The sequence below is a fragment of the Ferruginibacter sp. genome (genome assembly GCF_028288465.1).
Classification (GTDB): domain Bacteria; phylum Bacteroidota; class Bacteroidia; order Chitinophagales; family Chitinophagaceae; genus Ferruginibacter.
In genome coordinates, this window is the sequence record NZ_JAQBNR010000026.1 from 1 (window position 1) to 23,173 (window position 23,173).

The 23,173-nt window shown below is 40.8% G+C and carries 18 protein-coding genes; 4 read left to right on the forward strand and 14 right to left on the reverse strand.

Annotated features, from left to right (window positions below; genetic code table 11):
* Positions 1-272 (reverse strand): carboxypeptidase-like regulatory domain-containing protein (locus tag JWR61_RS13150; protein WP_301928238.1); only part of this gene is annotated, 272 nt, incomplete at its 3' end.
* Positions 273-709: 437 nt separating this feature from the next.
* Positions 710-1,840: a 4-hydroxyphenylpyruvate dioxygenase gene (gene hppD / locus JWR61_RS13155; protein ID WP_301928239.1), complete on the reverse strand. Its 1,131-nt coding sequence runs from the start codon at positions 1,838-1,840 to the stop codon at positions 710-712.
* Positions 1,841-2,093: 253 nt separating this feature from the next.
* Here hppD and JWR61_RS13160 point away from each other — a divergent pair, with 253 nt between their 5' ends.
* Positions 2,094-3,260 (forward strand): 5-(carboxyamino)imidazole ribonucleotide synthase, encoded by a 1,167-nt coding sequence (locus tag JWR61_RS13160; RefSeq protein WP_301928240.1) that lies wholly within the window; start codon positions 2,094-2,096, stop codon positions 3,258-3,260.
* A gap of 97 nt (positions 3,261-3,357) precedes the next feature.
* Here JWR61_RS13160 and JWR61_RS13165 read toward each other — a convergent pair whose 3' ends face one another.
* From JWR61_RS13165 to JWR61_RS13175, 3 genes are read right to left on the reverse strand one after another with little or no spacing between them, the layout of a single operon-like run.
* Positions 3,358-4,656, reverse strand: coding sequence for a TolC family protein (locus JWR61_RS13165; RefSeq protein WP_301928241.1), 1,299 nt, complete (start codon positions 4,654-4,656; stop codon positions 3,358-3,360).
* Positions 4,657-4,667: 11 nt separating this feature from the next.
* Positions 4,668-7,790 (reverse strand): efflux RND transporter permease subunit, encoded by a 3,123-nt coding sequence (locus JWR61_RS13170; RefSeq protein WP_301928242.1) that lies wholly within the window; start codon positions 7,788-7,790, stop codon positions 4,668-4,670.
* Between the two features lie 56 nt (positions 7,791-7,846).
* Positions 7,847-8,809 carry an efflux RND transporter periplasmic adaptor subunit gene (locus tag JWR61_RS13175; protein WP_301928243.1) on the reverse strand — a complete coding sequence of 321 codons (963 nt, stop codon included), beginning with the start codon at positions 8,807-8,809 and terminating at the stop codon, positions 7,847-7,849.
* Between the two features lie 340 nt (positions 8,810-9,149).
* On the opposite strand from JWR61_RS13175, the gene purE reads away from it, so the two are divergent.
* The gene (gene purE, locus JWR61_RS13180; RefSeq protein WP_290339405.1) at positions 9,150-9,674 is read left to right on the forward strand and encodes a 5-(carboxyamino)imidazole ribonucleotide mutase; all 525 of its coding nucleotides are present in this window, start codon (positions 9,150-9,152) and stop codon (positions 9,672-9,674) included.
* A 110-nt stretch (positions 9,675-9,784) separates the two neighbouring features.
* Here the strand turns inward: purE and bshC are convergent, their stop codons facing one another.
* The 3 genes from bshC to JWR61_RS13195 all read right to left on the reverse strand — a co-directional run bounded on the left by bshC (position 9,785) and on the right by JWR61_RS13195 (position 16,901).
* Positions 9,785-11,380: a bacillithiol biosynthesis cysteine-adding enzyme BshC gene (bshC, locus tag JWR61_RS13185; protein WP_301928244.1), complete on the reverse strand. Its 1,596-nt coding sequence runs from the start codon at positions 11,378-11,380 to the stop codon at positions 9,785-9,787.
* Between the two features lie 63 nt (positions 11,381-11,443).
* Positions 11,444-12,757 carry a 30S ribosomal protein S12 methylthiotransferase RimO gene (gene rimO, locus JWR61_RS13190; protein WP_301928245.1) on the reverse strand — a complete coding sequence of 438 codons (1,314 nt, stop codon included), beginning with the start codon at positions 12,755-12,757 and terminating at the stop codon, positions 11,444-11,446.
* Positions 12,758-12,860: 103 nt separating this feature from the next.
* Positions 12,861-16,901, reverse strand: a complete 4,041-nt coding sequence (locus tag JWR61_RS13195) for a cache domain-containing protein (protein WP_301928246.1) — start codon at positions 16,899-16,901, stop codon at positions 12,861-12,863.
* A gap of 265 nt (positions 16,902-17,166) precedes the next feature.
* On the opposite strand from JWR61_RS13195, the gene JWR61_RS13200 reads away from it, so the two are divergent.
* Both JWR61_RS13200 and JWR61_RS13205 read left to right on the forward strand, forming a co-directional pair.
* Entirely contained in the window at positions 17,167-18,534 is a 1,368-nt protein-coding gene (locus JWR61_RS13200) for a GH1 family beta-glucosidase (RefSeq protein ID WP_301928247.1), read from the forward strand.
* 54 nt (positions 18,535-18,588) lie between these two features.
* Positions 18,589-19,209, forward strand: a complete 621-nt coding sequence (locus tag JWR61_RS13205; RefSeq protein WP_301928248.1) for a pyridoxamine 5'-phosphate oxidase family protein — start codon at positions 18,589-18,591, stop codon at positions 19,207-19,209.
* Between the two features lie 48 nt (positions 19,210-19,257).
* Here JWR61_RS13205 and JWR61_RS13210 read toward each other — a convergent pair whose 3' ends face one another.
* The 6 genes from JWR61_RS13210 to JWR61_RS13235 form a co-directional block, all read right to left on the reverse strand.
* Complete coding sequence (locus JWR61_RS13210; RefSeq protein WP_301928249.1) at positions 19,258-20,112, reverse strand: S1 RNA-binding domain-containing protein; 855 nt, start codon at positions 20,110-20,112, stop codon at positions 19,258-19,260.
* A gap of 131 nt (positions 20,113-20,243) precedes the next feature.
* Positions 20,244-21,212: a signal recognition particle-docking protein FtsY gene (ftsY, locus tag JWR61_RS13215; RefSeq protein ID WP_301928250.1), complete on the reverse strand. Its 969-nt coding sequence runs from the start codon at positions 21,210-21,212 to the stop codon at positions 20,244-20,246.
* Positions 21,213-21,356: 144 nt separating this feature from the next.
* Positions 21,357-21,527 carry a DUF4295 domain-containing protein gene (locus JWR61_RS13220; protein WP_290339414.1) on the reverse strand — a complete coding sequence of 57 codons (171 nt, stop codon included), beginning with the start codon at positions 21,525-21,527 and terminating at the stop codon, positions 21,357-21,359.
* A 99-nt stretch (positions 21,528-21,626) separates the two neighbouring features.
* Entirely contained in the window at positions 21,627-21,809 is a 183-nt protein-coding gene (gene rpmG / locus JWR61_RS13225) for a 50S ribosomal protein L33 (protein WP_290339415.1), read from the reverse strand.
* Between the two features lie 48 nt (positions 21,810-21,857).
* Complete coding sequence (gene rpmB / locus JWR61_RS13230; protein ID WP_301928251.1) at positions 21,858-22,094, reverse strand: 50S ribosomal protein L28; 237 nt, start codon at positions 22,092-22,094, stop codon at positions 21,858-21,860.
* A 115-nt stretch (positions 22,095-22,209) separates the two neighbouring features.
* The gene (locus JWR61_RS13235) at positions 22,210-23,094 is read right to left on the reverse strand and encodes a DMT family transporter (protein WP_301928252.1); all 885 of its coding nucleotides are present in this window, start codon (positions 23,092-23,094) and stop codon (positions 22,210-22,212) included.
* Between the last annotated feature and the right edge of the window lie 79 nt (positions 23,095-23,173).

Consider the following 23,173-nt stretch of genomic DNA (forward strand, 5'->3'; position numbering starts at 1 on the left):
TTAGCGATGCTTACTTCATCTTCTTCATATCCTACTGAAGAGATAACCAGTAGATTTTTACCTGAAGGCACGGTGATGGAAAATTCTCCATTAGCACCTGTTACAGCAGCAACCTTGGTTCCTTTTACACTTACTGTTGCCATTACAATCGGAGAATTGTCTTTAGCATTGGTAATTACACCAGTTACTGTTTTTTGTTGTGCATAAATTTGAGAAGAGAGGAGTATACAGCATATAAATGCGTATATCCCCAATAAGAGTTTTTTTGACATATAGCAGCGTCGTTTTGTGAATAATGAGCCGAAGATAAAAGTTTTTACAATACAAATGTTAAAACATTGCAAAAAAAACACTGCTATATTTTGATTTTATTTTGCCTGTTGAAACCTAGAGAAATATTAATTGTCTGCCTAAACCAATTTATAATTACAAAAAATTAGAAATACTTTACAAAACGGTTATATTTTTAAACATCTAATAAAATAGACCTTTATAACCTGCCTTCAAATTGACATTATTTAAAAACATTACAAAAGTTAAGGTGACAATTAAAACGACCGTTTATGTTTTTTAGGCTGAAAAAAATATAAAAAACGGCAAAAGTGGGTCTAAGTTCCCTGAATTAATATTTGTAAACCATTTGCCGAGAGTGAATGATGATTGATAAGCATACTTTCACAATTGATGTATTTTAAATACTATGTTGGTGTTATAAATTTCCTCTTGCCTCCTGCTCTCTTTCCAACGCCTCAAACAGCGCTTTAAAATTGCCTTTTCCAAAACTCCTGGCGCCTTTTCTCTGGATGATTTCAAAAAATAAGGTTGGCCGGTCCTGAATTGGTTTCGTGAATATTTGCAACAAATACCCTTCTTCATCCCGGTCTATCAATATTCCAAGTTTGCTTAACGGTTCCAGGTCTTCATCAATCGTACCTACCCTATCGAGTATATTGGAGTAGTAGCTTTGAGGTATGGATAAAAATTCGATGCCCCGGCTTTTTAATTGGGTCACGGTGTGTATAATATTGTCTGTCGCAATGGCGACATGCTGAATGCCTTCGCCATTATAAAAATCAAGGTATTCTTCCACCTGGCTTTTTTTCTTTCCTTCTGCAGGCTCATTGATTGGAAACTTCACAAAGCCATTACCATTACTCATCACTTTACTCATTAAAGCAGAATATTCGGTCGATATATCTTTGTCATCAAAACTGAGGATATTTTTAAACCCCATAACCTCTTCATAAAATTTCACCCAGGTGTTCATCTGGTTCCACCCAACATTGCCCACACAATGATCTACATGTAAAAGCCCCGTTGGGGCCGGGTTATAATCCGTTTTCCATTCCCTGAAACCGGGCATGAAAATTCCATTGTATTGTTCTCTTTCAACAAATACATGTACGGTTTCGCCATAAGTGTGAATACCACTCATCGTAACTTCACCTGAACTATCTTTAAGGATAACGGGTGCCAGAAATGGTTTAGCCCCCCGGTTAATGGTTTCACTATACGCCGCCGTGGCATTCTTCACTTTTAGTGCAAGTACTTTTACACCATCGCCATGTTTATAAATATGGTCTGCGATGGCGTTGCCCGGACGAAGCGGTGTAGTTAATACAAATGTTATTTTATTTTGCCTTATCACGTAGCTCACCTTGTCCATCATGCCCGTTTCCGGACCTGCATATGCCACCGATTGAAAACCAAAAGCAGTTTTATAAAAATGAGCGGCCTGTTTTGCATTGCCCGTGTAAAATTCAATGTAATCGGTGCCGAGTAATGGCAAAAAATCTGTTGTGGAATCTATAACTGTGGCGGATTGAATAGTAGTGTCCATCTTGCTATTTTACTGATAAAAAATTACTGTTATAAAAAATTATAAACAGCAACACGACCCCATAGCAAGTGCGTCCATCAGCAAGGTATAGCTGATGCGTTTGTCAGAAAATATTTTATGTGGATAATCCGGCTGCATAATCGTTTTATAAAGTTAACTATTTTGATTGAAACTATCACATGCCTGCACCGGAACTGTTCCCTGAAAAATTAAACCCCATAGGATATTTCCTGAAAAATATCAACTAATAAAAATGACAGGAATGATTTATTTTGCAGCCATGAGTACAAAAAAAATTGGCATCTTAGGCGGCGGACAATTGGGACGAATGTTATTACAGGCTGCAGCTAATTACCCGGTAGATACTTTTGTAATGGAAAATGATGCTGCATGCCCCGCAGCGCATCTTTGCCACCAGTTTACCAAGGGCGACATCACCAATTTTGATGACGTGTACAATTTTGGAAAAGGGATGGATGCCATTACCATTGAAATTGAAAACGTAAATGAAGATGCACTTGAACTGCTGCAAAAGGAAGGTGTTAAAATATATCCTTCACCCGCTGCATTAAAAATCATCAAAAATAAAATACTGCAAAAGCAATTTTATAAAGCACACCAAATACCCAGCAGCGAATTTATCGTTACCACAAATGCAGCGGAACTGCAACAACATGCCGGCTATTTGCCTGCCGTGCATAAACTGGCAATGGGCGGCTATGATGGAAGGGGCGTGCAGGTAATTAAAACTGCTGCAGACCTTGATAAAGGGTTTGATGCTCCTTCGGTGCTGGAAAAAATGGTGCCGATCAAGAAAGAAATTGCCGTAATCATTGCGGTGGATGATAAGGGTGAGCATGCCATGTATCCTGCTGTGGATATGGTTTTTGACCAGCGTTTAAATCTGCTGGAGTACCAGCTAAGTCCCGCGGAACTGACAGAGAAAGTATTGTGGAAAATTGAAGCAATTGCTACCAAGCTGGTACAAAATTTAAACAGTGCCGGCATTTTTGCCGTTGAATTATTTATAGACAAGGATGACAATGTGCTGGTAAACGAAACCGCCCCAAGGGTACACAACAGCGGGCATCACACCATTGAAGGCAACTATTCTTCGCAGTTTGATATGTTGTGGAGAGTAATGTTAGGCTACCCGCTGGGTTGTGCAGAAGCCATTTTGCCCGCAGCTATTGTAAACCTGCTTGGTGCAGAAGGCCATAGTGGTGAAGCAAGTTATGAAGGATTAAATGATATTCTTAAACTGGAAAATGTGTTTGTACATATTTATGGAAAAAAACAAACCAAACCCGGCCGTAAAATGGGGCATGTCACAATACTGAGTAAAGAAAAACAGGAACTGGTGCACCAGGCAAACAGAATCAAAAATACATTGAAAGTAGTGACTGCCCCTGTCACCTAAAGCGGGATTATTTTAAAGTTCACAATTTTTGGTGATGTATTATGTAAGAAGAATATCAGGTTGAAACTAATTAAATGCGTTTCAGCAATTATTGTATTTATAAACTCAATTCATTAGCCAGGCGCTTCAATTCAATTTCGGCAGTTTTTGCTGCATAATTCAGATTTACCAGGCGATAGCCGGAGGCTTCAAAACTTTGCTGCGCATTTTTTACATCTACAATAGTAGCCTGCTTATATTGAAAACGCTGCAAAGCCAGTTCCAGCAATTGATTGGATAAAGTATAATTCTGCTGTTCTGTTTCCAACTGTTTTAATGTAGATGTGTACGATTGAAAAGATTTAACTACCTGTGCACTATAGTCGCGTATCAAAATTTGCTTGTCCAGTACGGCATTGTTTACATTGATTTCCGCCACTTTTTGCTGCCGCCTGTAAATTGATCCGTTGTAAATGGGTATGCCTACACTAAGGCCAACCGTTGGGCCATAACTCTGATTCAGTAATAAATTGCCGGCGGCCGCTTTATTGCGGGAGAAATTGTAGCCTGTTGTTGCTCTGATAGAAGGATAACGTAACGCTGCTGTCTCTTTTACCACCAACTCGTTTATTTGTACCTGGTCCTGCGCTGCGATAATGTCTGCATTTTTATTCAGCTTATTCAACACATTATCCAATTGTATATTTCTGTCGACTATAATAGTATCCTGTATTGCAATGGAAGAATCCGAATTAACAGTAAGTTGCCTGAGTAATTCTGTTTTAGCTTGGTCGATAATTAATTGCTGCGATTGCTTCGCCTGCACCAGGGCGTTGAGATCAATCTGCGCCTGGAAAAGATCTGCATTATTTGCCAGCCCTACTGATTGCCTGGCTTGCACAATTTGCAATTGCTGATTGGATGCATCAATTGATTTTTCGATCGTCTTCATATAACTCTGCTGGCGCACGATATCATAATACCCAACCATAACATTCGCCAGGATATTTTGTACCTGTGCATTCAATTGCTGTTCACTTTGTTTTACCAATGTTGCCAGCCGGGCCTTTGTTGCAACCACCCTATTGCCGTTGTATAATAAAATGCTGCCCGTAACACCCAACGCAAAGTTATTGGTAGCAGCTGCATCGCGTTGAATAGACACGCCGGTATTTAACTTTTGATTGATGCTGGCAATTTGCTCATTGTCTGTCAATGATCCGGTAACCAGCGGAAGGCCACCCGCCACGCCGTAATTGTTGAGTACGGTATTGGCTTCTACCAGGTTTTTATTTAACTGTATATCCAGGCTATTTTTAAGGGCAATATTTACAGCATCGGGTAAGCGCAATATATTTTGTGCCTTTACACAAAGCATGCTGAAAAATAAAAAAATAGATACAACTGTTTGCTTCATTCTTTTGTGGTTTATCCAATTTCGGTTTTTGTATCACTTTCATTTTTTCCGGTTTCTTCAGCAAGTACAGCCGTTGTTGAATACGCTTTGTCCGTGCCTTTGTGTTTGCCGGATAGATAAGTATAAATGGCGGGTATAACAAATAAGGTAAGAATCAGAGAAAAGATAATTCCTCCTACCACCGCAATACCAAGCGGTACACGACTGGTGGATGATGCGCCCAGGCCCAATGCGATCGGCAATGCCCCCAATGAAGTGGCGAGGCTTGTCATTAAAATGGGCCGCAACCTTTGCTGGGCAGCATGCAGTATCGCCTCCATTTTATCGTGCCCGTCCTCCCTTTTCTTATTGGCAAATTCTACAATCAATATCCCGTTTTTAGTCACCAGCCCTATCAGCATAATCATTCCGATCTCTGAAAAAATATTCAAGGTTTGATTAAATATAAACAGGCTTAGCAAAGCGCCAGCCAGCGCTAGTGGTACTGTGATCATAATAGTGAGCGGATCTACAAAACTTTCAAACTGGGCTGCCAGAATAAGGTAGATAAGCATCAACGCAAGGCTAAAAGCAAATGCAATATTGGAGGAACTTTCGGCATAATCTCTTGATGGACCAGTGAGTGTAGTCTGGTAACTCTCATCCAGCAATTTTTTTGCAATAGCATCCATCGCCTTTACGCCGTCGCCCACTGTTTTACCATCTGCCAGCGAAGCTGAAATGGTAGCAGACTTATACCGGTTGAAATGATATAAGGTGGCCGGACTACTGCTCGCTTCCAGTTTCACCACTGCACTAATGGGAATCTGCTGCCCCTTATTATTGCGTACATACAATTTTGAAATGTCGTCTGGTGCGCTTCTGTCTCCCCTATCGACCTGGGCAATTACAGAATATTGAAAACCATTCATTATAAAATATGCCAGACGGCCGCCACTAAATGCAGCTTGCAAAGCGGCAATCACGTCCTGGGACGATAAGCCAAGATCTTTCACTTTCATCCTGTCGAGCGTTAACTGAATTTCAGGTTTATTGAACTTCAGATTTACGTCTACATTAGCAAAAGTTTTCTCTTTTCTTGCTTCTTCTAAAAATTTAGGAATATCAGTTTTTAATTTGTCTAAATTTTGGTTCTGCAATACAAACTGCACAGGTAATCCTCCTTTGCTACCGGCGCCCACAGCAATGGTTTGTTCTTGTACCGCAAAAATTCTTGCGTCATTAAAGCGCACTAATTTTTTTTGAAGATCACTTGCTATCTGTGCCTGGCTCCTGCTTCTCTGATCCGGGTCAACCAATCCCAGCCTTGGCTGGCTGCTGTTGATGGCTCCCGCAGGGGTACGTGCAAAAACGAAATCCCTTTCAGGTATTGAATCGTACAAATAATTTGCAATATTATCTGATATATTTACCATGCTTCCAAAGCTGGTACCTTCTGCACCTGTAACAGTAAAACGGATGCTGTTTCTGTCTTCAAGTGGCGCCAGTTCACTCTTGAGATTGGTGATGACAAGACCAATTATCACGCCGCAGATTGCTATCAATACCCAGGCCATCCATCTAACTCTTAAAAAGGCGTGTAACCATCGTTCATAGCCATCTTCCATTGCCGTAAAAAACGGTTCCGTCTTATTGTAAAACTTGCCGTGACCTGCTTTTTTTCTGCTCAACACTACGTTCAAAACCGGTGTAATAGTTAAGGAAACCAATGCAGAAATCAATACGGCTGCCGCCAGCGTAACGCCAAACTCCCTGAAGAGCCGGCCGATAAATCCCTCTAAAAATATAACAGGTAAAAAAACGATGGCGAGTGTAATTGAGGTGGAGATTACGGCAAAAAATATTTCCTTGCTGCCTTCCAATGCTGCCTGTTTAATGGGCATGCCTTTTTCAAATTTACTAAAGATATTTTCGGTGACTACTATCCCGTCGTCCACCACTAAACCTGTTGCCAGCACAATGCCCAGCAAGGTTAAAATGTTGATAGAAAATCCGGAAAAATACATGATGAAGAAAGTAGCAATCAACGAAATCGGAATGTCTATCAATGGACGGATCGCAATCAGCCAATCCCTGAAAAAGAAAAATATTACCAGCACCACCAGGGCAAAAGAAATACCCAACGTTTCTTCTACTTCTTTTATCGACTTGCGGATATTGGTAGTGTTGTCAAGCAGCACATTCATTTCAATATCCGACTTGTTTGATTTTTTGATAGACTCCAGCTTCTTATTAAAATCATCTGCTATCTGGATATTATTGGCACCCGGTTGTGGTATCAATACAATACCAACCGCATTTACGCCATTATACTTCCAGCTCTGTTCCAGGTTTTCCGGGCCTAATTCAATACGGGCAACATTGCTCAATCTTACAATACCTGTACTGTCTTCTTTAATGATCAGGTTTTGAAAATCTTTTTCACTCGTTAATCGGCCCAGCGTTTTAATTGTAAGTTCTGTATTGTTACCATAGATTTTTCCCGGCGGCAAATCCACATTCTCATTGTTCAGCGATGTTCTGATATCGCTGAAAGAAACACCCTGGGCGTTCATTTTATCAGGATCAATCCAGATACGCATGGCATATCTTTTTTGACCAAAAATATTTACCGCACTAACCTGGTTGATGGTTTGAAACTGTTGCTGCAACACGTTTTCCGCATAATCACTTAATTCCAGCAGGCCTTTGGTTTTACTTTGTACGGCGAGTATCAAAATAAAATCACTGTTGGCATCGGATTTTGTAACTACCGGTGGCGCATCAATGTCCTGCGGCAAACTCCGGCTTGCCTGGCCTACCTTATCCCGCACATCGCTGGCCGCAGCCTCCAAGTCAACACCCAACTCAAACTCAACTGTAATATTACTGTTGCCCAATGTACTCGATGAAGTAATCGTTTTAATACCCGGTATGCCATTGATCTGTTTTTCCAGTGGTTCTGTAACCTGGCTCTCCATAATATCCGGGTTGGCTCCGGTATAAGAGGTGGTTACAGTAATAATAGCCGGGTCAATGGCGGGATAATCCCTGATGGCCAGAAAGGTATAGCCTACTACACCAAAAAGGATGATCATCAGGTTTAATACCGTGGCAAAAACAGGCCGCTTTAAAGAAAATTCAGAAATATTCATGCAGTAAAACGGGGTAAATTATTTTAAAATTCGTTGCTCTCAATTAAACAGATCATCTATTTCGCCGCACTGGTATCACTCACATCATGCAGGGTTTTAACACTTCTTACCTGAACGGGATTTTTTGGCCTGGCAAATAAAACGCCCGTTACCACAACAGAATCTCCTGCTTTAATACCTTGCACCACTTCAACCATACTCGCTTCGCGTATACCCGTTTTTATATTTACAAAACTGGCCATTCCATTTTTTACCAATACCACCTGGTTGTTTTTATCATCAGGAATAATACAATTGGTTGGCACTTTAATAGACGTACGGCTTTGACCGGCATCAATATGCACTTTTACAAAAGCACCCGGGTTGGCAGTACCGCCCTGCAGCAATGCCCGTACTTTTAAATTGCGGGTGTCTGTATTGGCACCCGGTTCGGTGGCCACAACAATAGCTTTGCGAATGTCTTTGGATGCAGCATCTACTTCAACCGTAACCAACATTCCTTTTTTTATGATATTGCCATACATATCCGGCAACGTAAAATCAATCTTTACCTTGTTTGTTTGCTGAAGCGTGGCGATTACTGTGCTGGGTGATACATAGGCCCCCGGACTAATTCCCCTTAAACCCGCCACCCCGCTAAAGGGAGCCCGTATAACGGTCTTGTCAACCAGCGCCTGTGAATAAACAATATCTGCTCTTAAACTATTTACCTGGTTTACGGCCGCGTCATAATCTGCCTGGTTAAGACCATTGATATCCAGTAATTTTTTATACCGGTCTACAGTTGTTTGCGCCAGATCAAGCTGCACCTTGCTTTTGGCAATCTGTGCCCTCAGGTCTGCATCGTTTACCCTTGCTATAACGGTGCCTTTGGCAATGTTTTTACCTTCCGGTACATTCAGGTAAGTAAGCCGGCCGCTTATTTCTGGTCTTAACTCTACATACTCTTCTGCTATCACTGTTCCATTGGCCTCCACCACATTACTGATTGTTTCAGGCGCTGCAATAATAATATCCACAATTGGAATTGTTTTTTCACTTTTGGCGGGGGAGGGTGCTGTAGATTTATTTTTACAACCGGAGAAAATTAATACACAAAGGAAAAAAGTAACGCAATAGCAAATCCTGGTAAACGAGTTTAGCATTATATATTAAGTATTAATAAAGAAAACAAATATAAGTGGTTTAGCCTGTGCATAAAAGTACAATACATGGCTGGTAATAATATATTCCATTGATCTGTAATTGTTATCAGCATGTGATTGTTCAAACATTAATCCAATGTTTCAACAGCGATTTTTTTAAAATATCAATGGCGCTATTTATAATTTTACCTTTTCTTTGCGTAAAATTATAAACATGACTCCTCTTGTTGGTATTATCATGGGCAGCGAAAGCGATCTTGAAATTATGAAAGGTGCAGCGGAAATGCTTCGCCAGTTTGAAGTTGAACCTGAACTAACCATTGTATCTGCCCATCGTACACCAGAACGGCTGCGTGAATATGCCAGCAAGGCAAAGTCAAGAGGCTTAAAGGTAATCATTGCGGGAGCCGGTGGCGCCGCACATTTAGCAGGCATGGTAGCCGCTCAAACTATTTTGCCAGTAATAGGTGTTCCTGTTAAATCTTCCAATTCACTCGATGGCTGGGATTCTATCTTATCCATCTTGCAAATGCCTTATGGTGTACCAGTAGCTACAGTGGCTTTAAATGGCGCTAAAAATGCAGGAATTCTGGCCGCACAAATTCTCGCCCTGCACGATCCATCCATTGCAGGGAAACTGGAAGCATACAAAGAATACCAGGACGATATCGTAATGGAAAGCGTAAAAAATGTAAAGTACCTCGGCTTTACAAATGAGTTTGATACCTTCGAAAAATAATTTTTTATTTTTTGTACCAGGTAGGGAAACATCCATCAACTTCAGTGGCGTCGCACTCTTGTACCTGATAGCTTTGCTGAACTTTTACAGAAGCGACTGGAGGAACACCATTATTCGAGTATCACGCCGAATTCCTGCTGCAATCCTTTCGAATGGCTGTAAATCATTTCTATAAACTCTTTGCCATGGCTCGCGTAAAAAGGCATCAGGTTACCCACACGTTCCTGCAGGCTGTTGTTGGGGAACAATTCTTTTTTTAATTTTTCCAGCTGTCTTTGCTGCGCCTCAAATTTTCTTTTTTGTGCACGGAACATTTTCTTTTCCAGTGCCGTAAGTTTTTTCAATGCCTGCGTTTGCAACGCACTGGTATGTGTTTGTAAAGAGGTATCAATACCTCCGGCAATTATTTTTATCTGATCGTATAAAGCGATCATGTTTCCTTTTTCTTTTTCCAGGTTTAATTGTATAGTGCTGTCCCTTCTTACCAAATGATTCACCAGCTCCAGTTCGGTAGCAAACAAATCAGCATATTCCAATTGTAATTTTTTTGTACCCACCTGTAAAGCTTTGCTGACAATCAAAAATGAATTGCGTACAATCAGCATGGGATACGGAACCTGCACCGCGTCAAATACTTTTTTCAATTCAAGCCAGTAGGCAATCTCGCCACCCCCGCCGATAAAAGCGATGTCGGGTAAAATTGTTTCCTGCAACACAGGCCTTAAAATTACATTGGGACTAAACCGTTCAGGATGTTCCCGCAGTTCTTCCAATATGGCTGCTTTGCTAAATTTCAGCTGCGTATTCAAAATCAAAAAATCATCGCTTGCTTGTTCAATTCTTTCCCGTTTATCATCCACCAGGTAAAATAAATTAATCGCCCGGCCGCTTGCCTGGGCCTTGTATTCTTCCGGAAACAGCGTCACCGTTTGTTGTACAGCAGGATGAGAAAATCCTTCCATCAGTTCCTTCTCTATAACTGGCACAAAACGTCTTTTTACCGCGGCACTATCCGGCAATAAAATCAATACGCCGTATTCTGCAAACAGTGCATTTACCAGTTTAAAAGTAGCCTGCTCAATTGTTACTCCAGGCTGGTAACAATCTTTCATCAAGCCGGTTATTTCAGCACCAAATGGAAGGACCAATAACTGGCCGCTGATGGCTTCTATCAATTGCACCAGCGCCTTATCTACTATCATTCTGCCTACCGCACCAGTTTGTTTGGTAGCCCACTCATACTTTTCACCGTTTATAAAAACATGCCCCAGTTCATCCAGGTCAGCATCTTCGCTACCCATGTAATAAACAGGTACAAAATTATTTTCCGGCATTGCTGCCTGTAATTCCTCCGTCAGTTTAACTGCGTGCAGTATCTTATAAATAAAATATAAAGGCCCTGTAAAAATATTTGGTTGGTGAGCAGTGCAAATTGTAAATGTATTGTCGCTGCTTAACTGATGGATATATTTTTGTTGCTTTTCTGTAAGCGGAGTGGTCTTGTATTGCTCGTTCAGGATATCAACCAGCAACGCTCTGTCAGTAGCAAATAATTTGCGTTGCTCAATTGATGCTTTAATGCCAGCCAATGAAACAGGGTGGTTGTAAAATGGCTGCAGCCTTGGTGCTGCACTTATATAATCAGCAACCATTGAAGAAAAAAAACCAGTTTGCCGGTAAGGAATAAACTGCGCTGTTGTATTCATTTAAAAATAAAATTACTGCTGTAATAACAAATTTAAAGCGTGTAAAAAATCGTTCGAAAATTATTAAGCAACCACTACTTCTCCCTCAATGTCATAATCGTATGCTTTGGTAATTTTTACGTTTACAAATTCACCAATAGTTAATTTCTTTTTACTCTCAATAATCACTTCATTGTCTACTTCCACACTGTCAAATTCGGTACGGCCCAAATATCGTCCGGCTTCTTTTTTATCAATCAGCACTTTAAAAACCTTCCCAACTTTTTCCTGGTTTTTTTCAAGACTTATCTCCTGCTGCACTTCCATTATTTCCTGCGCACGTTCTTCCTTTTCTTCTGCCGGTATATCGTCAATCATGCTGTGGGCGCTGGTTCCCTCCTCGTGGCTGTATGTAAATATGCCCATCCTGTCGAACCGCATTTTTTGCAAAAAGATTTTTAACTCTTCCACGTCATCCCTTGTTTCGCCGGGAAAGCCTGCTATCAAAGTAGTGCGTAAACATATGTCCGGAATGCGGTTACGGATCTCGCCAATCAAACCTTCCATCTCCTCCCTTGTAATCTGCCGTTTCATTAGTTGCAGCATATTATTGGCTGCATGCTGCAAAGGCATATCCAGGTAATTGCAAATATTTTCCCGTTCTTTAATGGCATCAATAATTTCTATCGGAAATTTAGAAGGGTAAGCATAATGCAGGCGTATCCATTCCAACCCTTTTACATCCGCGAGCGCATGCAACAGTTTTGGCAATTCTCTTTTTTTATAAATGTCCAGCCCGTAATAGGTTAATTCCTGGGCAATCAGCATTACCTCTTTCACACCCCTGTCCACCAAACGTTTGGCCTCATCTACCAGCGATTCTATTGTCCGGCTTACATGCTGGCCACGCATTAAAGGAATGGCGCAAAACGAACAGGTACGGTTACAGCCTTCACTGATTTTCATGTACGCATAATGCTGCGGCGTATACAATAACCGCTCGCCTATCAGGTCAGCTTTATAATCAGCATTAAATTGTTTCAGCATGCCGGGCAGTTCCATTGTGCCAAAATAGGCATCCACTTCCGGTATCTCCGTCTCTAAATTATTTTTATATCGTTCGCTGAGGCACCCGGTTACATACACTTTATCTATCTTTCCGCGGCGCTTTAATTCCACCTGGTCTAAAATGGTATTGATGCTTTCTTCCTTTGCTTTTTCAATAAAACCACAGGTATTTATTATTACAATGTTGTGGTCTTTTTTACCACTCTCATGCACCACATCAATTTCATTGGCAATCAGCTGACCGCTCAGCACTTCACTATCCACCATGTTTTTACTGCACCCCAGCGTAATGATGTTTACCTTATCCTTATGTAACGATTTTGTCTTCATATAAATGTTGGCAAAGGTAAGCAGTTTAGGCGGAGTACTTTTAAGACCCGATTGTAAAAACCTTGTAAATTAATGGACCCAACCATATAACCGGCGTGTACTGTTAAGACTTTGAATTGCTGTTGTCGAAAATAGAAAACAATTTAACAATGGCAGGAATACCAGCGCCCAGCGTGGCGACATAGGTAATTAGTTTGGAATAAGCTTCTTCCTGGGAGATCAGCAGGAAAACAAGAATGGCTACAATAACCATCATCAATGGCTTTTTTAACCGGCTCCAGTTGCCATTGTCCTTGATGAGCCTCTTAATTTTCATGGCTTCTGAATTGCCTATAGCCGTTAAAATGAAATTGCGGAAGCCTTTATTGAAAAGCTTTAATGTGCCGTCTGTTCTGACGATGACACCTTTTGCCAATAACATAGTCAGGTTGTAATCATCAAAAGAATTGACGAGATTGTCTTCAGCAAGATCATAGAGTAAAAACTTTTCTTCCTTGGTTAACGATTGCCAGATATACATATAAAAATAATGCGACATCACCTGCAGTTTAAAAACCATTTCATCTGCTTTTTGGGCTCTTTCATTTTCTGGCAAGGAGCGGGCTACAGTCATTGCACATTCTCGCATTTTATTTAAGAAATGCGTATGCGCCGTTTCTTTCAGGATCACTTTATATTCTTCCTCCGTTGCTTCTGCTACCGAGCATTGCAGTGGAAAAACTACAATGCGGTAATGCCCCAGCAACACATGCCATCTTTCCAAATCCTGTCCCGGCACACCTTTTTCCGCGACAGACTGATCCAGTACCGAATCAAGAAATGCTACGGGGTGAATGGTAGAAAGGATAATTACCTTGCTTTTGTTTTGCAGCATGATTTGTTCCAGCAAATTCAATTTAATGCGGTTGGTTACGGCATCCTGAATATTGTACTCAAAATGATTTACGATAATGAGTTTATTTTTATCGCCCGTTAGTTTAGCAGTGAAGAGTTTCCATGCATCATCTTTTTCCCGGTCGTTTCCGATATCTGGAATATTGATGAGGTCTGCTATAACCACGTTGTTTTGAGGATCATTTTCTTTATAAACAAAGGGCGTATTACCATTGGCTAATGTTCCGTTGTTTATTTTCTCCAGCACCTGCGATAATTTACCTGAGCCTGGCAGGCCAATAACAAACAACAGGTTATTTACCTTTTCATTTTTCAGGATTGATTCATCTATTGTTCCCCACAAACTGAGATCTGGAAGATCAAGGCAAAATAATTTTTTCAGCACATTGTAAATAATAAAGTAAAACATCACCAGCAGCAGCAAAAGGCAAATCCAAAATAGCCAGCCATTGTAAAATTTTTCGCCGTACAATTTTGGCAGCCTGTAATTAAGGTTGGCTGCTGTTATTGAAAGACTGCTACCGTCACGATTTGCTGCAAGCGTGGTAACAGTAACGCTGTCATCTTTTCCTGCCCTTTTTAAAAGCGGACTGTAAAAAAAGGAGCTATCGGCCGCACCGGTCATATACATTTTATCTTCCAGCACCGCTTTGTCGCTGATGTCGATTCTGAACATGGATAACAGCGTTGCTGCAAATTTTTCTTCTTTCGTGTAGCCTGCTTCAAAAGGCAATTTTCTATAAGTAATGTTTTTAATCCATGCGTCATCATAATAATAACAAACGCCATCAACGTTACTGTGTTGATTTACTTTTACCAACTGGTCATTTGTAAGTGTGGCAGGCAAACGCTTTGCATAGTGTAACTGACCGTAGCGTGTACCAATATGCTGCTCAAAATTATAAGCTGTAACATAAAAAAACAGCATCGGTAAACCGCTGGTAAGCAGCAGCCTTGTTAAAGCCATTAAGGTAAAACTATGCGCATAACTACCAGCAAAAATCCTGCGCTCAGACCGGCTGTATAAAAAATATACCGCTGCCCTGCCCCATCGCAACAAGAGCCAGCCAACGAAAAATATCAATAACTCATAGAGCACAAATATCATCATATTCTTACCATCCAGCACACGGAGAGCACCAAGATTTAACAACGCGATAAACAGGTACAGCCAGCGGATGGTAGTTATTTTAAAACGGTAATTTTCCCGCTGCCCCGATTTTTTATACCTGTATGCAAACAATGAATTCAAAAAAAGAGAAGTAAATATCACAGAGAAAAAAAGTATAAAAAAGTAGGTTAAAACGGAACTGAAATTAAAAAAAACAACCGCCAGGATAATTACAACGCAATTGGTAAGCGCTGCAACATTGTACTGGTTTACAGAAGATATTTTTGGGCCAACCCAACTGGTATCAAACAATTGCCTTTTGAAAAATGAGCGCTGCGAAGAAACAAGGAACACACTAAAAAGCTGGCACACCAAAAATAAAAACAACAGTAACATCATTGAAAAAGTAAAACTATAAATTTCAACATCCCTGGTTTCTTTAAAACTGTTATCGCTAAAAATTACAATAAAGTAAGGTAGGTTATTTACAGGCTGCACTCTAACTGAATAGTCCCTGCTGAAATAACTGCTGGTAAAAGCATCGCTGGTCCTGGCTTCTATGCAGCTGCGCAATTTTTCATTTTCGGATAATTCACTTAGTAAATTTTCGTTCAGGTTCCTGGAAGGGTCGGAATGATATAAAACTTTGCCTGACTCATCAATCAGGGCGAATGTATACCCCACCGGTGTCACAGGCTGGCGAAGGCTTTGCATATTAAAAGACATAGCCGCAACCGTTGTGCCGGGCACTGTTGACGGAATAGAAATGACCGATGTAAAAGTACCGGTGGTCCAGGAAATAATCTGGTCAAGATAAAACGGATTAGTAGCCACGTGCTGCAGATGATAAGGCTTATTTTGAGAAATGTTTTTAAAATAAGCCCGCTGGCTGAAATTGCCATGTGGCGCATTTTTATCGCTGCTAATCCAGTTTACCTTTTCATCACCATTTTTATCTAACCAATACACCTGGTTAACACTGCCGTTTTGTGCAATAGCGGCCAGTTTTTTCAGCGCTTCATTTTTATTGCCCGCCGCGTCTGCAATTGTTTCTGCATTGCTTAAGTTAACAATGTTTTTTTTATATTCAGTCGTATCCCAAGACACCAGGTTATCATACGATATAATCTTTTCATATGCGCTTTCAATTTCTTTTTTTAACTCACCGGTGATTTGCGTGGCCAGTACTGCCTTGGAATCAGGGCTATTATCGGGCTTGAAAAAAAGATTGTATTTAACCAGCATAAAAAATAACAGCGACATCAGCAGCATGGAAACAACAATCGTGGCAATACCATCCGTTACGGTAAGCCTGTCTGTGTTGCCCATCTGGTACAGCTTTATCCAGGGATAGGCAACGATGGCGATGAGTACAACTGTCAGTAGCAGCAATACGCCCTGTGAGGGTAATTGATTTTTTTCCTGCTGGTAATGTTTGTTGGATAACAGACCGGTTACCACCAACTGCCTGTCGGCAGTAAAACTTACCGGCTGAAAAAACAGCTTGTAATCTTTCCCACTTACGTTCAGGCTTTTGACGGCCGAATTGGTGATGCCTCCTTTTTTGCCGGATAAGCTATCATTTAAAAAACCGATACCGGAAGAAAAATTTTCATACACCACCTGCCCGTCGCTGAAAACGATGTATTGATCAAATACATTGGCCGGTAACAGGTTTTTTATGAACTGTTCAAAAGTAAATTTCATCTGCATGCTGTAATGCAGGCTGTCATCTTTTTTATTACCGGATTGCACCGTTGCCAGCAATGTAATTTGGCGGCTGTTGTTGTTTACAATAATGTTGAAATTACTGTCCGGATTATCTTTTGTATACTGACTATCTGGAACAGACAAGGTAAAATTGCTGGAGTTGTATGATTTTATATATGCAAGCAGTGCAGGTCTTTTAGCAACACTGTCTTTGTATGCTACCAGGAGGTTATGCATCAGCGCAATACTGTTGTCTATCTTGGCATGGATATTTTTATCAATGTTCTGCAACGATCTGAAACGTTGTTCCTGTACAGCTTTTTCATTTTGCGGCACATACAAATAAAAATAACCTGCGCCCAGAAAAATCAGGAACAACAAGGTGACCAATACATCATTGTAATTTTTTGTGAAAGAGAAATACCGCATGGAGTATAGTTTACAGAGGTATTACAGCAGCATGAATTTAAAACCTTCATGAGTTGGTACCCATTTAAAAAAAGCATTGCAGTAAAGAGGAGGGGATTTCGCAGGTTGAATTATCAGCCTTTAAAACTATAGAGATTAATTGGCATTCGCAATAGCCCGCCTTCGTAATTTTTGATACTGATGAAGTTTGCACACTTTCTCAAAAATAACAAAAGGATAATATGGAACGCTTTTTTAAAAGTTCAATTTTACAATTCATGTAAGAATGATGACAGACAATAGCAACCATATAATTACAGCCAAAGACTTCGGCAAAAATTTTAGCTGGGGTGTTGCCATTGCAGCGGCTCAAAACGAAGGTGCCACAAACATTGAGGGAAAAGGCAAAACCATTTGGGACACTTTTTCCCGGAGCGGCAGTAATATAAAAGGCGGCGCCAAACTCACCACAGCCTGCGACTTTTATTACCGGTATAAGGATGACCTGTTACTTGTGAAAGCGCTTGGATTTTCTGTATTTCGTTTCTCCATTTCATGGGCCAGAATACTGCCTGATGGTACCGGCAAAATCAATAAGGAAGGCATACTTTTTTATCACCGGGTAATTGATGAGTGCATTAAACTCGGACTTACACCCTATATAACCCTTTACCACTGGGATCTTCCGCAGGAGCTTGAAAACAGGGGCGGCTGGACGAATTATTTAATCATCAAATGGTTCAGCCGTTTTGTATCTGTTTGCGCAGAGGCTTATGGCAATAAGGTAAAGCACTGGATCATTTTAAATGAACCTTTTGGATTTACGTCCCTCGGCTATATGCTGGGCAAGCATGCGCCGGGTAAAAAAGGGCTCAGTAATTTTATACCCGCTATTCATCATGCAGCCATGGCACAGGCAGAAGGAGGAAGAATCATTCGCCGGATGGTGGAAGCTGCCCATATTGGCACCACCTTTTCCTGCTCACAGATCATTCCTTATTCCGACAGAAAAGAAGACCTGGCCGCTGCTAACCGCATTGATATTTTAATGAACCGTTTGTTTATTGAACCTGCACTGGGTAAGGGATATCCCGTAGATGATTCATTTAAATTTTTAGAAAAATTACAACTGCATAATAAAACCTGGAAATATACAGAGCGGCTGCATTTTGATTTTGATTTTATCGGGCTGCAATATTATTTTCCGGTAATGGTTAAGCACAATAGTTATGTACCGATAGTACAGGCAACCCAGGTAAAACCAACGTCCAGAAAATTACCGGTTACTGCCATGGGCTGGGAAATTAACGCCGATAGTTTTTACCGCACCATAAAAAAAATATGGTTGTATGGGGGCGTAAAAGAAATTATCATAACAGAAAATGGTGCCGCGTTTAAAGATGAAATTAAACATGGGGTTATTGATGATGCGGAACGGATTGCCTATTTTAAACAACACCTGCAGGCGGTATTAAAAGCAAAAAAAGAAGGTGTCAATATCAGGGGCTATTTTGCCTGGACGCTGATGGATAATTTTGAATGGAGTGAAGGCTACCATCCCCGCTTTGGTTTGGTACATGTGGACCTGAAGACACAATTACGTACTATCAAAAACTCGGGGTACTGGTGGCGGGATTTTTTACAGTATTCCTGAAGACAATTCATTTATCGTATGCAACAATGGCCTTAAAAATCTGTTGTGACAAGTATGAGTACAGTACAGATAAACGATAGGAGTGTTACACTTGAGGAGCTGGAACAGGACGTTTGGAAACGTTTGGAAAAAGGAGCAATCAGTTATAAAGATGCGCTGCACAATCCTGTTGTGGCCAATGTCAATACACATGGCGTAAACATGCGCACGGTGATATTGCGAAAAGTGTGGCTGCTTCATAAACAACTCGCTTTTTATACCGATACCAGGAGTGGCAAATGGAATGAACTTGCTAAACAAAATAACATCAGCTGGTTGTTTTACGATGCCGCAAACTGCACACAAATACGACTGAGCGGGGATGTAACATTACACCATGACGATAGCATTGCAGCAGCAAGCTGGGACGCTACTACCATGAACAACAGAAGAAATTATTCAGGAGAAGAACGGCCTTCCTCAGTCATTGAATTCCCTCTAAGCGGTCTGCCAGCTGCATTTGAAACAAATGATCCTACATCTGAAGATAGTCTTAATGGGAGAAAAAATTTTGGTGTTGTAATCACAAAAGTGCAATGGATGGAATGGTTGTGGTTAAACAATAGCGGCCACCGCAGGGCCACATTTACTTACCTGGAAGATGGGAGTTTTACTGCAAACTGGCTTATTCCTTAACCCGCAGAGTAATCGGGTGAGCCACCTTTTTTGGGGTGACCCACCCAGCTACTCTTCCAGCAGCTTGATACCCGTTTTTTCGAAAGCTATTTTTCTTTCTTTATACAAATTTCCGGTTGTCATTTTAAAGGTCTTCTTGCTCATACCGAAAAAATCATAAATATCTTCCGGCTTGCTTTTGTCATTGTAAGGCAGGTAGCCATCGTTTTCCCTCAACAGGCGCAACACTTTTCCTGCTTCGTCTTCTACCCTGTTGTAGCCTGGTTTGCCTGCAGCCACATCAATGCTAAAACGATCATCTTTGTCATTGCTTACGGGATATATTTTTTTGATGAACCCTTTAAATTTATCTCCTACACCTATGTTACGGTAAATCTCATTAAAATGTAATACACCTGTGTGCTGGTTGTTGATGATACACACATAACCAATATCAGTACGGCGGTATACAATCAGGTCTACTACTTCCAGTTCCTTTACGGTTAATTCTTCATTGCTTAAATACGGCTCCAGCTTTTCTGTAGCTGCAATGCGTCCGGTTTGTTCGTCGAGATAAATCTTTACGAGGTACTCACCGTTTACCCGCATCTCGAATATTTGTTTGCTTTTGGGAACGAAAATATCTTTCATCAAACCCATATCTAAAAATGCACCGTGGGGAGTAACTGTCACTGTCCTTAACTTTACAATGTCACCCAATATGCCTTTCGGTTCCTGCGTAGTTGCAATCAACCTGTCTTCACCATCATGGTACAAAAAAACTTTCAATTCATCTCCAATTGCGGTGGCAGTTGGCACAAATCTTTTAGGCAATAAAATACCCTCTGCCCCATCATCCAGGTACACCCCAAAATCTACCGCCCGTATTACTTTTAATGTATTGTATTTGCCTACTTCTACCATGGGAGAGAATTAAAAAATAAAAAGTGAAAATTAAAAACTGGCCCTTTTACCGGAACCACTTTTTAACTTATGTTACCCGCAATGAAATATTACTTAACAATAATCCCTTTGGGAAACGGGGAAATAGTTCGTTAGGCAACAGGTGCAAACAATCCTTCTACAAACTGGTGTTTATCAAAAACCAGCAGATCTGTTGCCTTTTCGCCTACCCCAATAAATTTAACCGGTATCTTAAACTGATGGGCAATTGCCAGCACTACACCGCCTTTTGCCGTGCCATCTAGTTTCGTTATGGTTAAGGCGGTGACATCCGTTGCGGCTGTAAAATGCTTAGCCTGTTCCAATGCGTTTTGCCCGGTGCTTCCATCCAGCACCAGCATTACTTCATGCGGTGCTTCAGGGATTACTTTTTGAACAACTCTTTTTATCTTGGTCAGCTCATCCATCAGGTAAGCTTTGTTGTGCAAACGGCCTGCCGTATCAATGATGATCACATCCACCTCTTTTGCTACTCCGCTGATCACCGTATCATAAGCCACTGATGCCGGATCACTGCCCATTTCTTTTTTTACAATCGGCACACCTGTGCGTTCGCTCCAGATTGTTAATTGGTCTACCGCAGCCGCCCTGAAAGTATCTGCGGCGCCTAATAACACTGATTTTCCCGCCTTTGAAAAATTATGCGCCAGCTTACCAATGGTAGTCGTTTTTCCTACACCGTTTACACCTACTACTAAAATTACGTGTGGTTTATGGTCTGCAGGTAATTCGTAATTTTCGTAACTGGTATCCGATGGTGAAGCCACCAGTATATCTTCTACTTCCTGTTTAAGGATGGAATTTAATTCGTTTGTGTTAAGATACTTATCCCTTGCTACCCGCTTTTCTATACGATTGATAATTTCTACTGTCGTTTCAATACCTACATCTGCACTTACCAATGCTTCTTCCAGGTTATCCAACACCTCTTCATCCACAGTGCTTTTGCCGGCAATAGCTTTGGTTATTTTGCTGAAAAAACCTTCCCTGGTTTTTTGCAATCCCTGATCCAGCGTTTCCTGCTGTTGCTTTTTACCGAAGAGTTTATCAAAAAGTCCCATACCTGTAATCCCTTTAGGGAAATTGATTTGTGATTATTATAAAAATAAAACTACCCGAATCCAATTGGATTTGGGTAAAATTAAGAAAGCTGTTCCGATATTAACCAGAACAGCTTGAATATAGTAAATCAAGGTGCATTTAAACTATTGAGCTAAATATTCCTTGATCTTGTCTTTGTGAACGATTGACTCCTTAAAAGTATAAGCACCGCTTTTAGGGCTACGAACCGCACGAATCACTTTTGTCCAGTTTTTTGCATCTGCTGCGGCCTTGGTATCTTTAATTTTCGCGTTCTTTGAAGCTGCTTTTGCCATGACTATTTAATTTGAAAATTTGAAAATTTAAAAATCTGAAAATGATAAGTACTTTTTGCACAGCCTATTTTCACATTTCGTATTTGCACAAGAAGAAATTTACTTGATTTCTTTGTGTACAGTTACTTTCTTTAAAATCGGGTTGAATTTTTTCAACTCCAAACGCTCAGGCGTATTTTTTTTGTTCTTTTTTGTGATGTAGCGGCTGGTACCTGGTTTGCCACTGGTTTTATGCTCAGTACATTCCAAAATAACCTGAACCCTGTTACCTTTCTTTGCCATTGTTATTTATTTTGTTACCCGTTCCCCTTCAAAAGAGAATGGGTGGGTTTAAATTTTTTCGCCTGCTGCTCTTAGTCCTTTAACAACTGAAAACAGACCATTTTTATTGATCGTTCTGATAGCTTCTGAAGAAACTTTCAGTACCACCCATTTATCTTCTTCAGCTAAAAAGTAACGCTTGGTTTGCAAATTGGGCAAAAACCTGCGCTTGGTTTTTATGTTTGAATGCGATACTTTATTACCTGTGATAGGCTTCTTACCTGTAACCTGACATACTCTAGCCATTGTACTAATTTTTTGGACGGCGAAGGTAAGGAAGAAATTTGATTTTTAGCAGATAAGAATTGATTTTTTTTAAATGTGCGCCGCAACCGGTTCATTTACCTTCAAAAAATATTTTTCACCTCCGCAAAATCCGGCTGCTATTATACCAAAGTCTCCACATTTGTAAAATAACTGCCAGCAAAATTAACCCAACACCTGCGTAAAAGTGCCCGGAAAGCGATTTATTTTCATTAAAAAAAAGAAAGGCAAGGATGATACCGTACACAGGTTCCAGGTTATAAGTGAGGTTGGCGGTAAAGGGAGAAATTTTTTTTAATGCGTTCAGCTGAAGATCGAAACAAAGCACCGTACAAAGCCAGGCCAGTACCAGCAGCCGCACCCAGTCTGACGGGGTAGGCAGGTAATAGTCCGCCGGAAAACGGATTAGATACACCGGCACAAACAGGCATAGAAACAGAAACCCGCCCCCCAGTTCGTACAATGTAAGAGTGGCCGGACTAAACCTTACCAGCAATTTTTTATTAAAAATGGGAAACAGTGCACTGCCAATGGCTGATAAAACGCCGAAAATAATACCGGTTTTAAACTGGGGATAAAAATCGAAGATGATATAAATACCTGCGATGGCAAGCAGGCCAAGCAATACCTCCCGGGGGTTAATGCTTCTTTTAAAAATAAGGGGTTCAAAAAAAGAAGTGAAAAAGCCAGAGCCCGAAAAACAGACAAGGGCCACTGAAACATTGGCATATTTAATACTGCCATAAAATGTTACCCAATGCAGGGCTACTATTAAGCCGACGCCGCCTATTTTAAGGGCGTCTTTAAACGCAATGCGTTGCAGCTGTTTTCTCAAAAATAAGATCACGCCCAATGTGAGCACCGTTAGCAGCATGCGGTACCATACCAGCAAGCCTTCATTTAAACCAATCAGTTTGCCTAATATGCCGGTAAAACCGGCTAAAAAAACGGCGGCATGCAACTGGAACAAGGCTTTTTTCATCGGGGACAAAGATAGGATTTGGATTGTAGGAACAGTATTGGCTTGTTTTACCTGTATAATGAGGAAAGATCAAAAAAGG

Excerpts from the sequence above, each read along its gene's own strand:
- rimO (WP_301928245.1), bottom strand. The coding sequence starts at position 12,757 with ATGAAGACAAAATCGTTACATAAGGATAAGGTAAACATCATTACGCTG.
- purE (WP_290339405.1), top strand. The coding sequence starts at position 9,150 with ATGACTCCTCTTGTTGGTATTATCATGGGCAGCGAAAGCGATCTTGAA.
- JWR61_RS13160 (WP_301928240.1), top strand. The coding sequence starts at position 2,094 with ATGACAGGAATGATTTATTTTGCAGCCATGAGTACAAAAAAAATTGGC.
- JWR61_RS13205 (WP_301928248.1), top strand. The coding sequence starts at position 18,589 with ATGAGTACAGTACAGATAAACGATAGGAGTGTTACACTTGAGGAGCTG.
- JWR61_RS13200 (WP_301928247.1), top strand. The coding sequence starts at position 17,167 with ATGATGACAGACAATAGCAACCATATAATTACAGCCAAAGACTTCGGC.
- rpmG (WP_290339415.1), bottom strand. The coding sequence starts at position 21,809 with ATGGCAAAGAAAGGTAACAGGGTTCAGGTTATTTTGGAATGTACTGAG.
- JWR61_RS13235 (WP_301928252.1), bottom strand. The coding sequence starts at position 23,094 with ATGAAAAAAGCCTTGTTCCAGTTGCATGCCGCCGTTTTTTTAGCCGGT.
- ftsY (WP_301928250.1), bottom strand. The coding sequence starts at position 21,212 with ATGGGACTTTTTGATAAACTCTTCGGTAAAAAGCAACAGCAGGAAACG.
- JWR61_RS13210 (WP_301928249.1), bottom strand. The coding sequence starts at position 20,112 with ATGGTAGAAGTAGGCAAATACAATACATTAAAAGTAATACGGGCGGTA.
- bshC (WP_301928244.1), bottom strand. The coding sequence starts at position 11,380 with ATGAATACAACAGCGCAGTTTATTCCTTACCGGCAAACTGGTTTTTTT.
- hppD (WP_301928239.1), bottom strand. The coding sequence starts at position 1,840 with ATGGACACTACTATTCAATCCGCCACAGTTATAGATTCCACAACAGAT.
- JWR61_RS13220 (WP_290339414.1), bottom strand. The coding sequence starts at position 21,527 with ATGGCAAAAGCAGCTTCAAAGAACGCGAAAATTAAAGATACCAAGGCC.
- JWR61_RS13195 (WP_301928246.1), bottom strand. The coding sequence starts at position 16,901 with ATGCGGTATTTCTCTTTCACAAAAAATTACAATGATGTATTGGTCACC.
- JWR61_RS13165 (WP_301928241.1), bottom strand. The coding sequence starts at position 4,656 with ATGAAGCAAACAGTTGTATCTATTTTTTTATTTTTCAGCATGCTTTGT.
- JWR61_RS13170 (WP_301928242.1), bottom strand. The coding sequence starts at position 7,790 with ATGAATATTTCTGAATTTTCTTTAAAGCGGCCTGTTTTTGCCACGGTA.
- rpmB (WP_301928251.1), bottom strand. The coding sequence starts at position 22,094 with ATGGCTAGAGTATGTCAGGTTACAGGTAAGAAGCCTATCACAGGTAAT.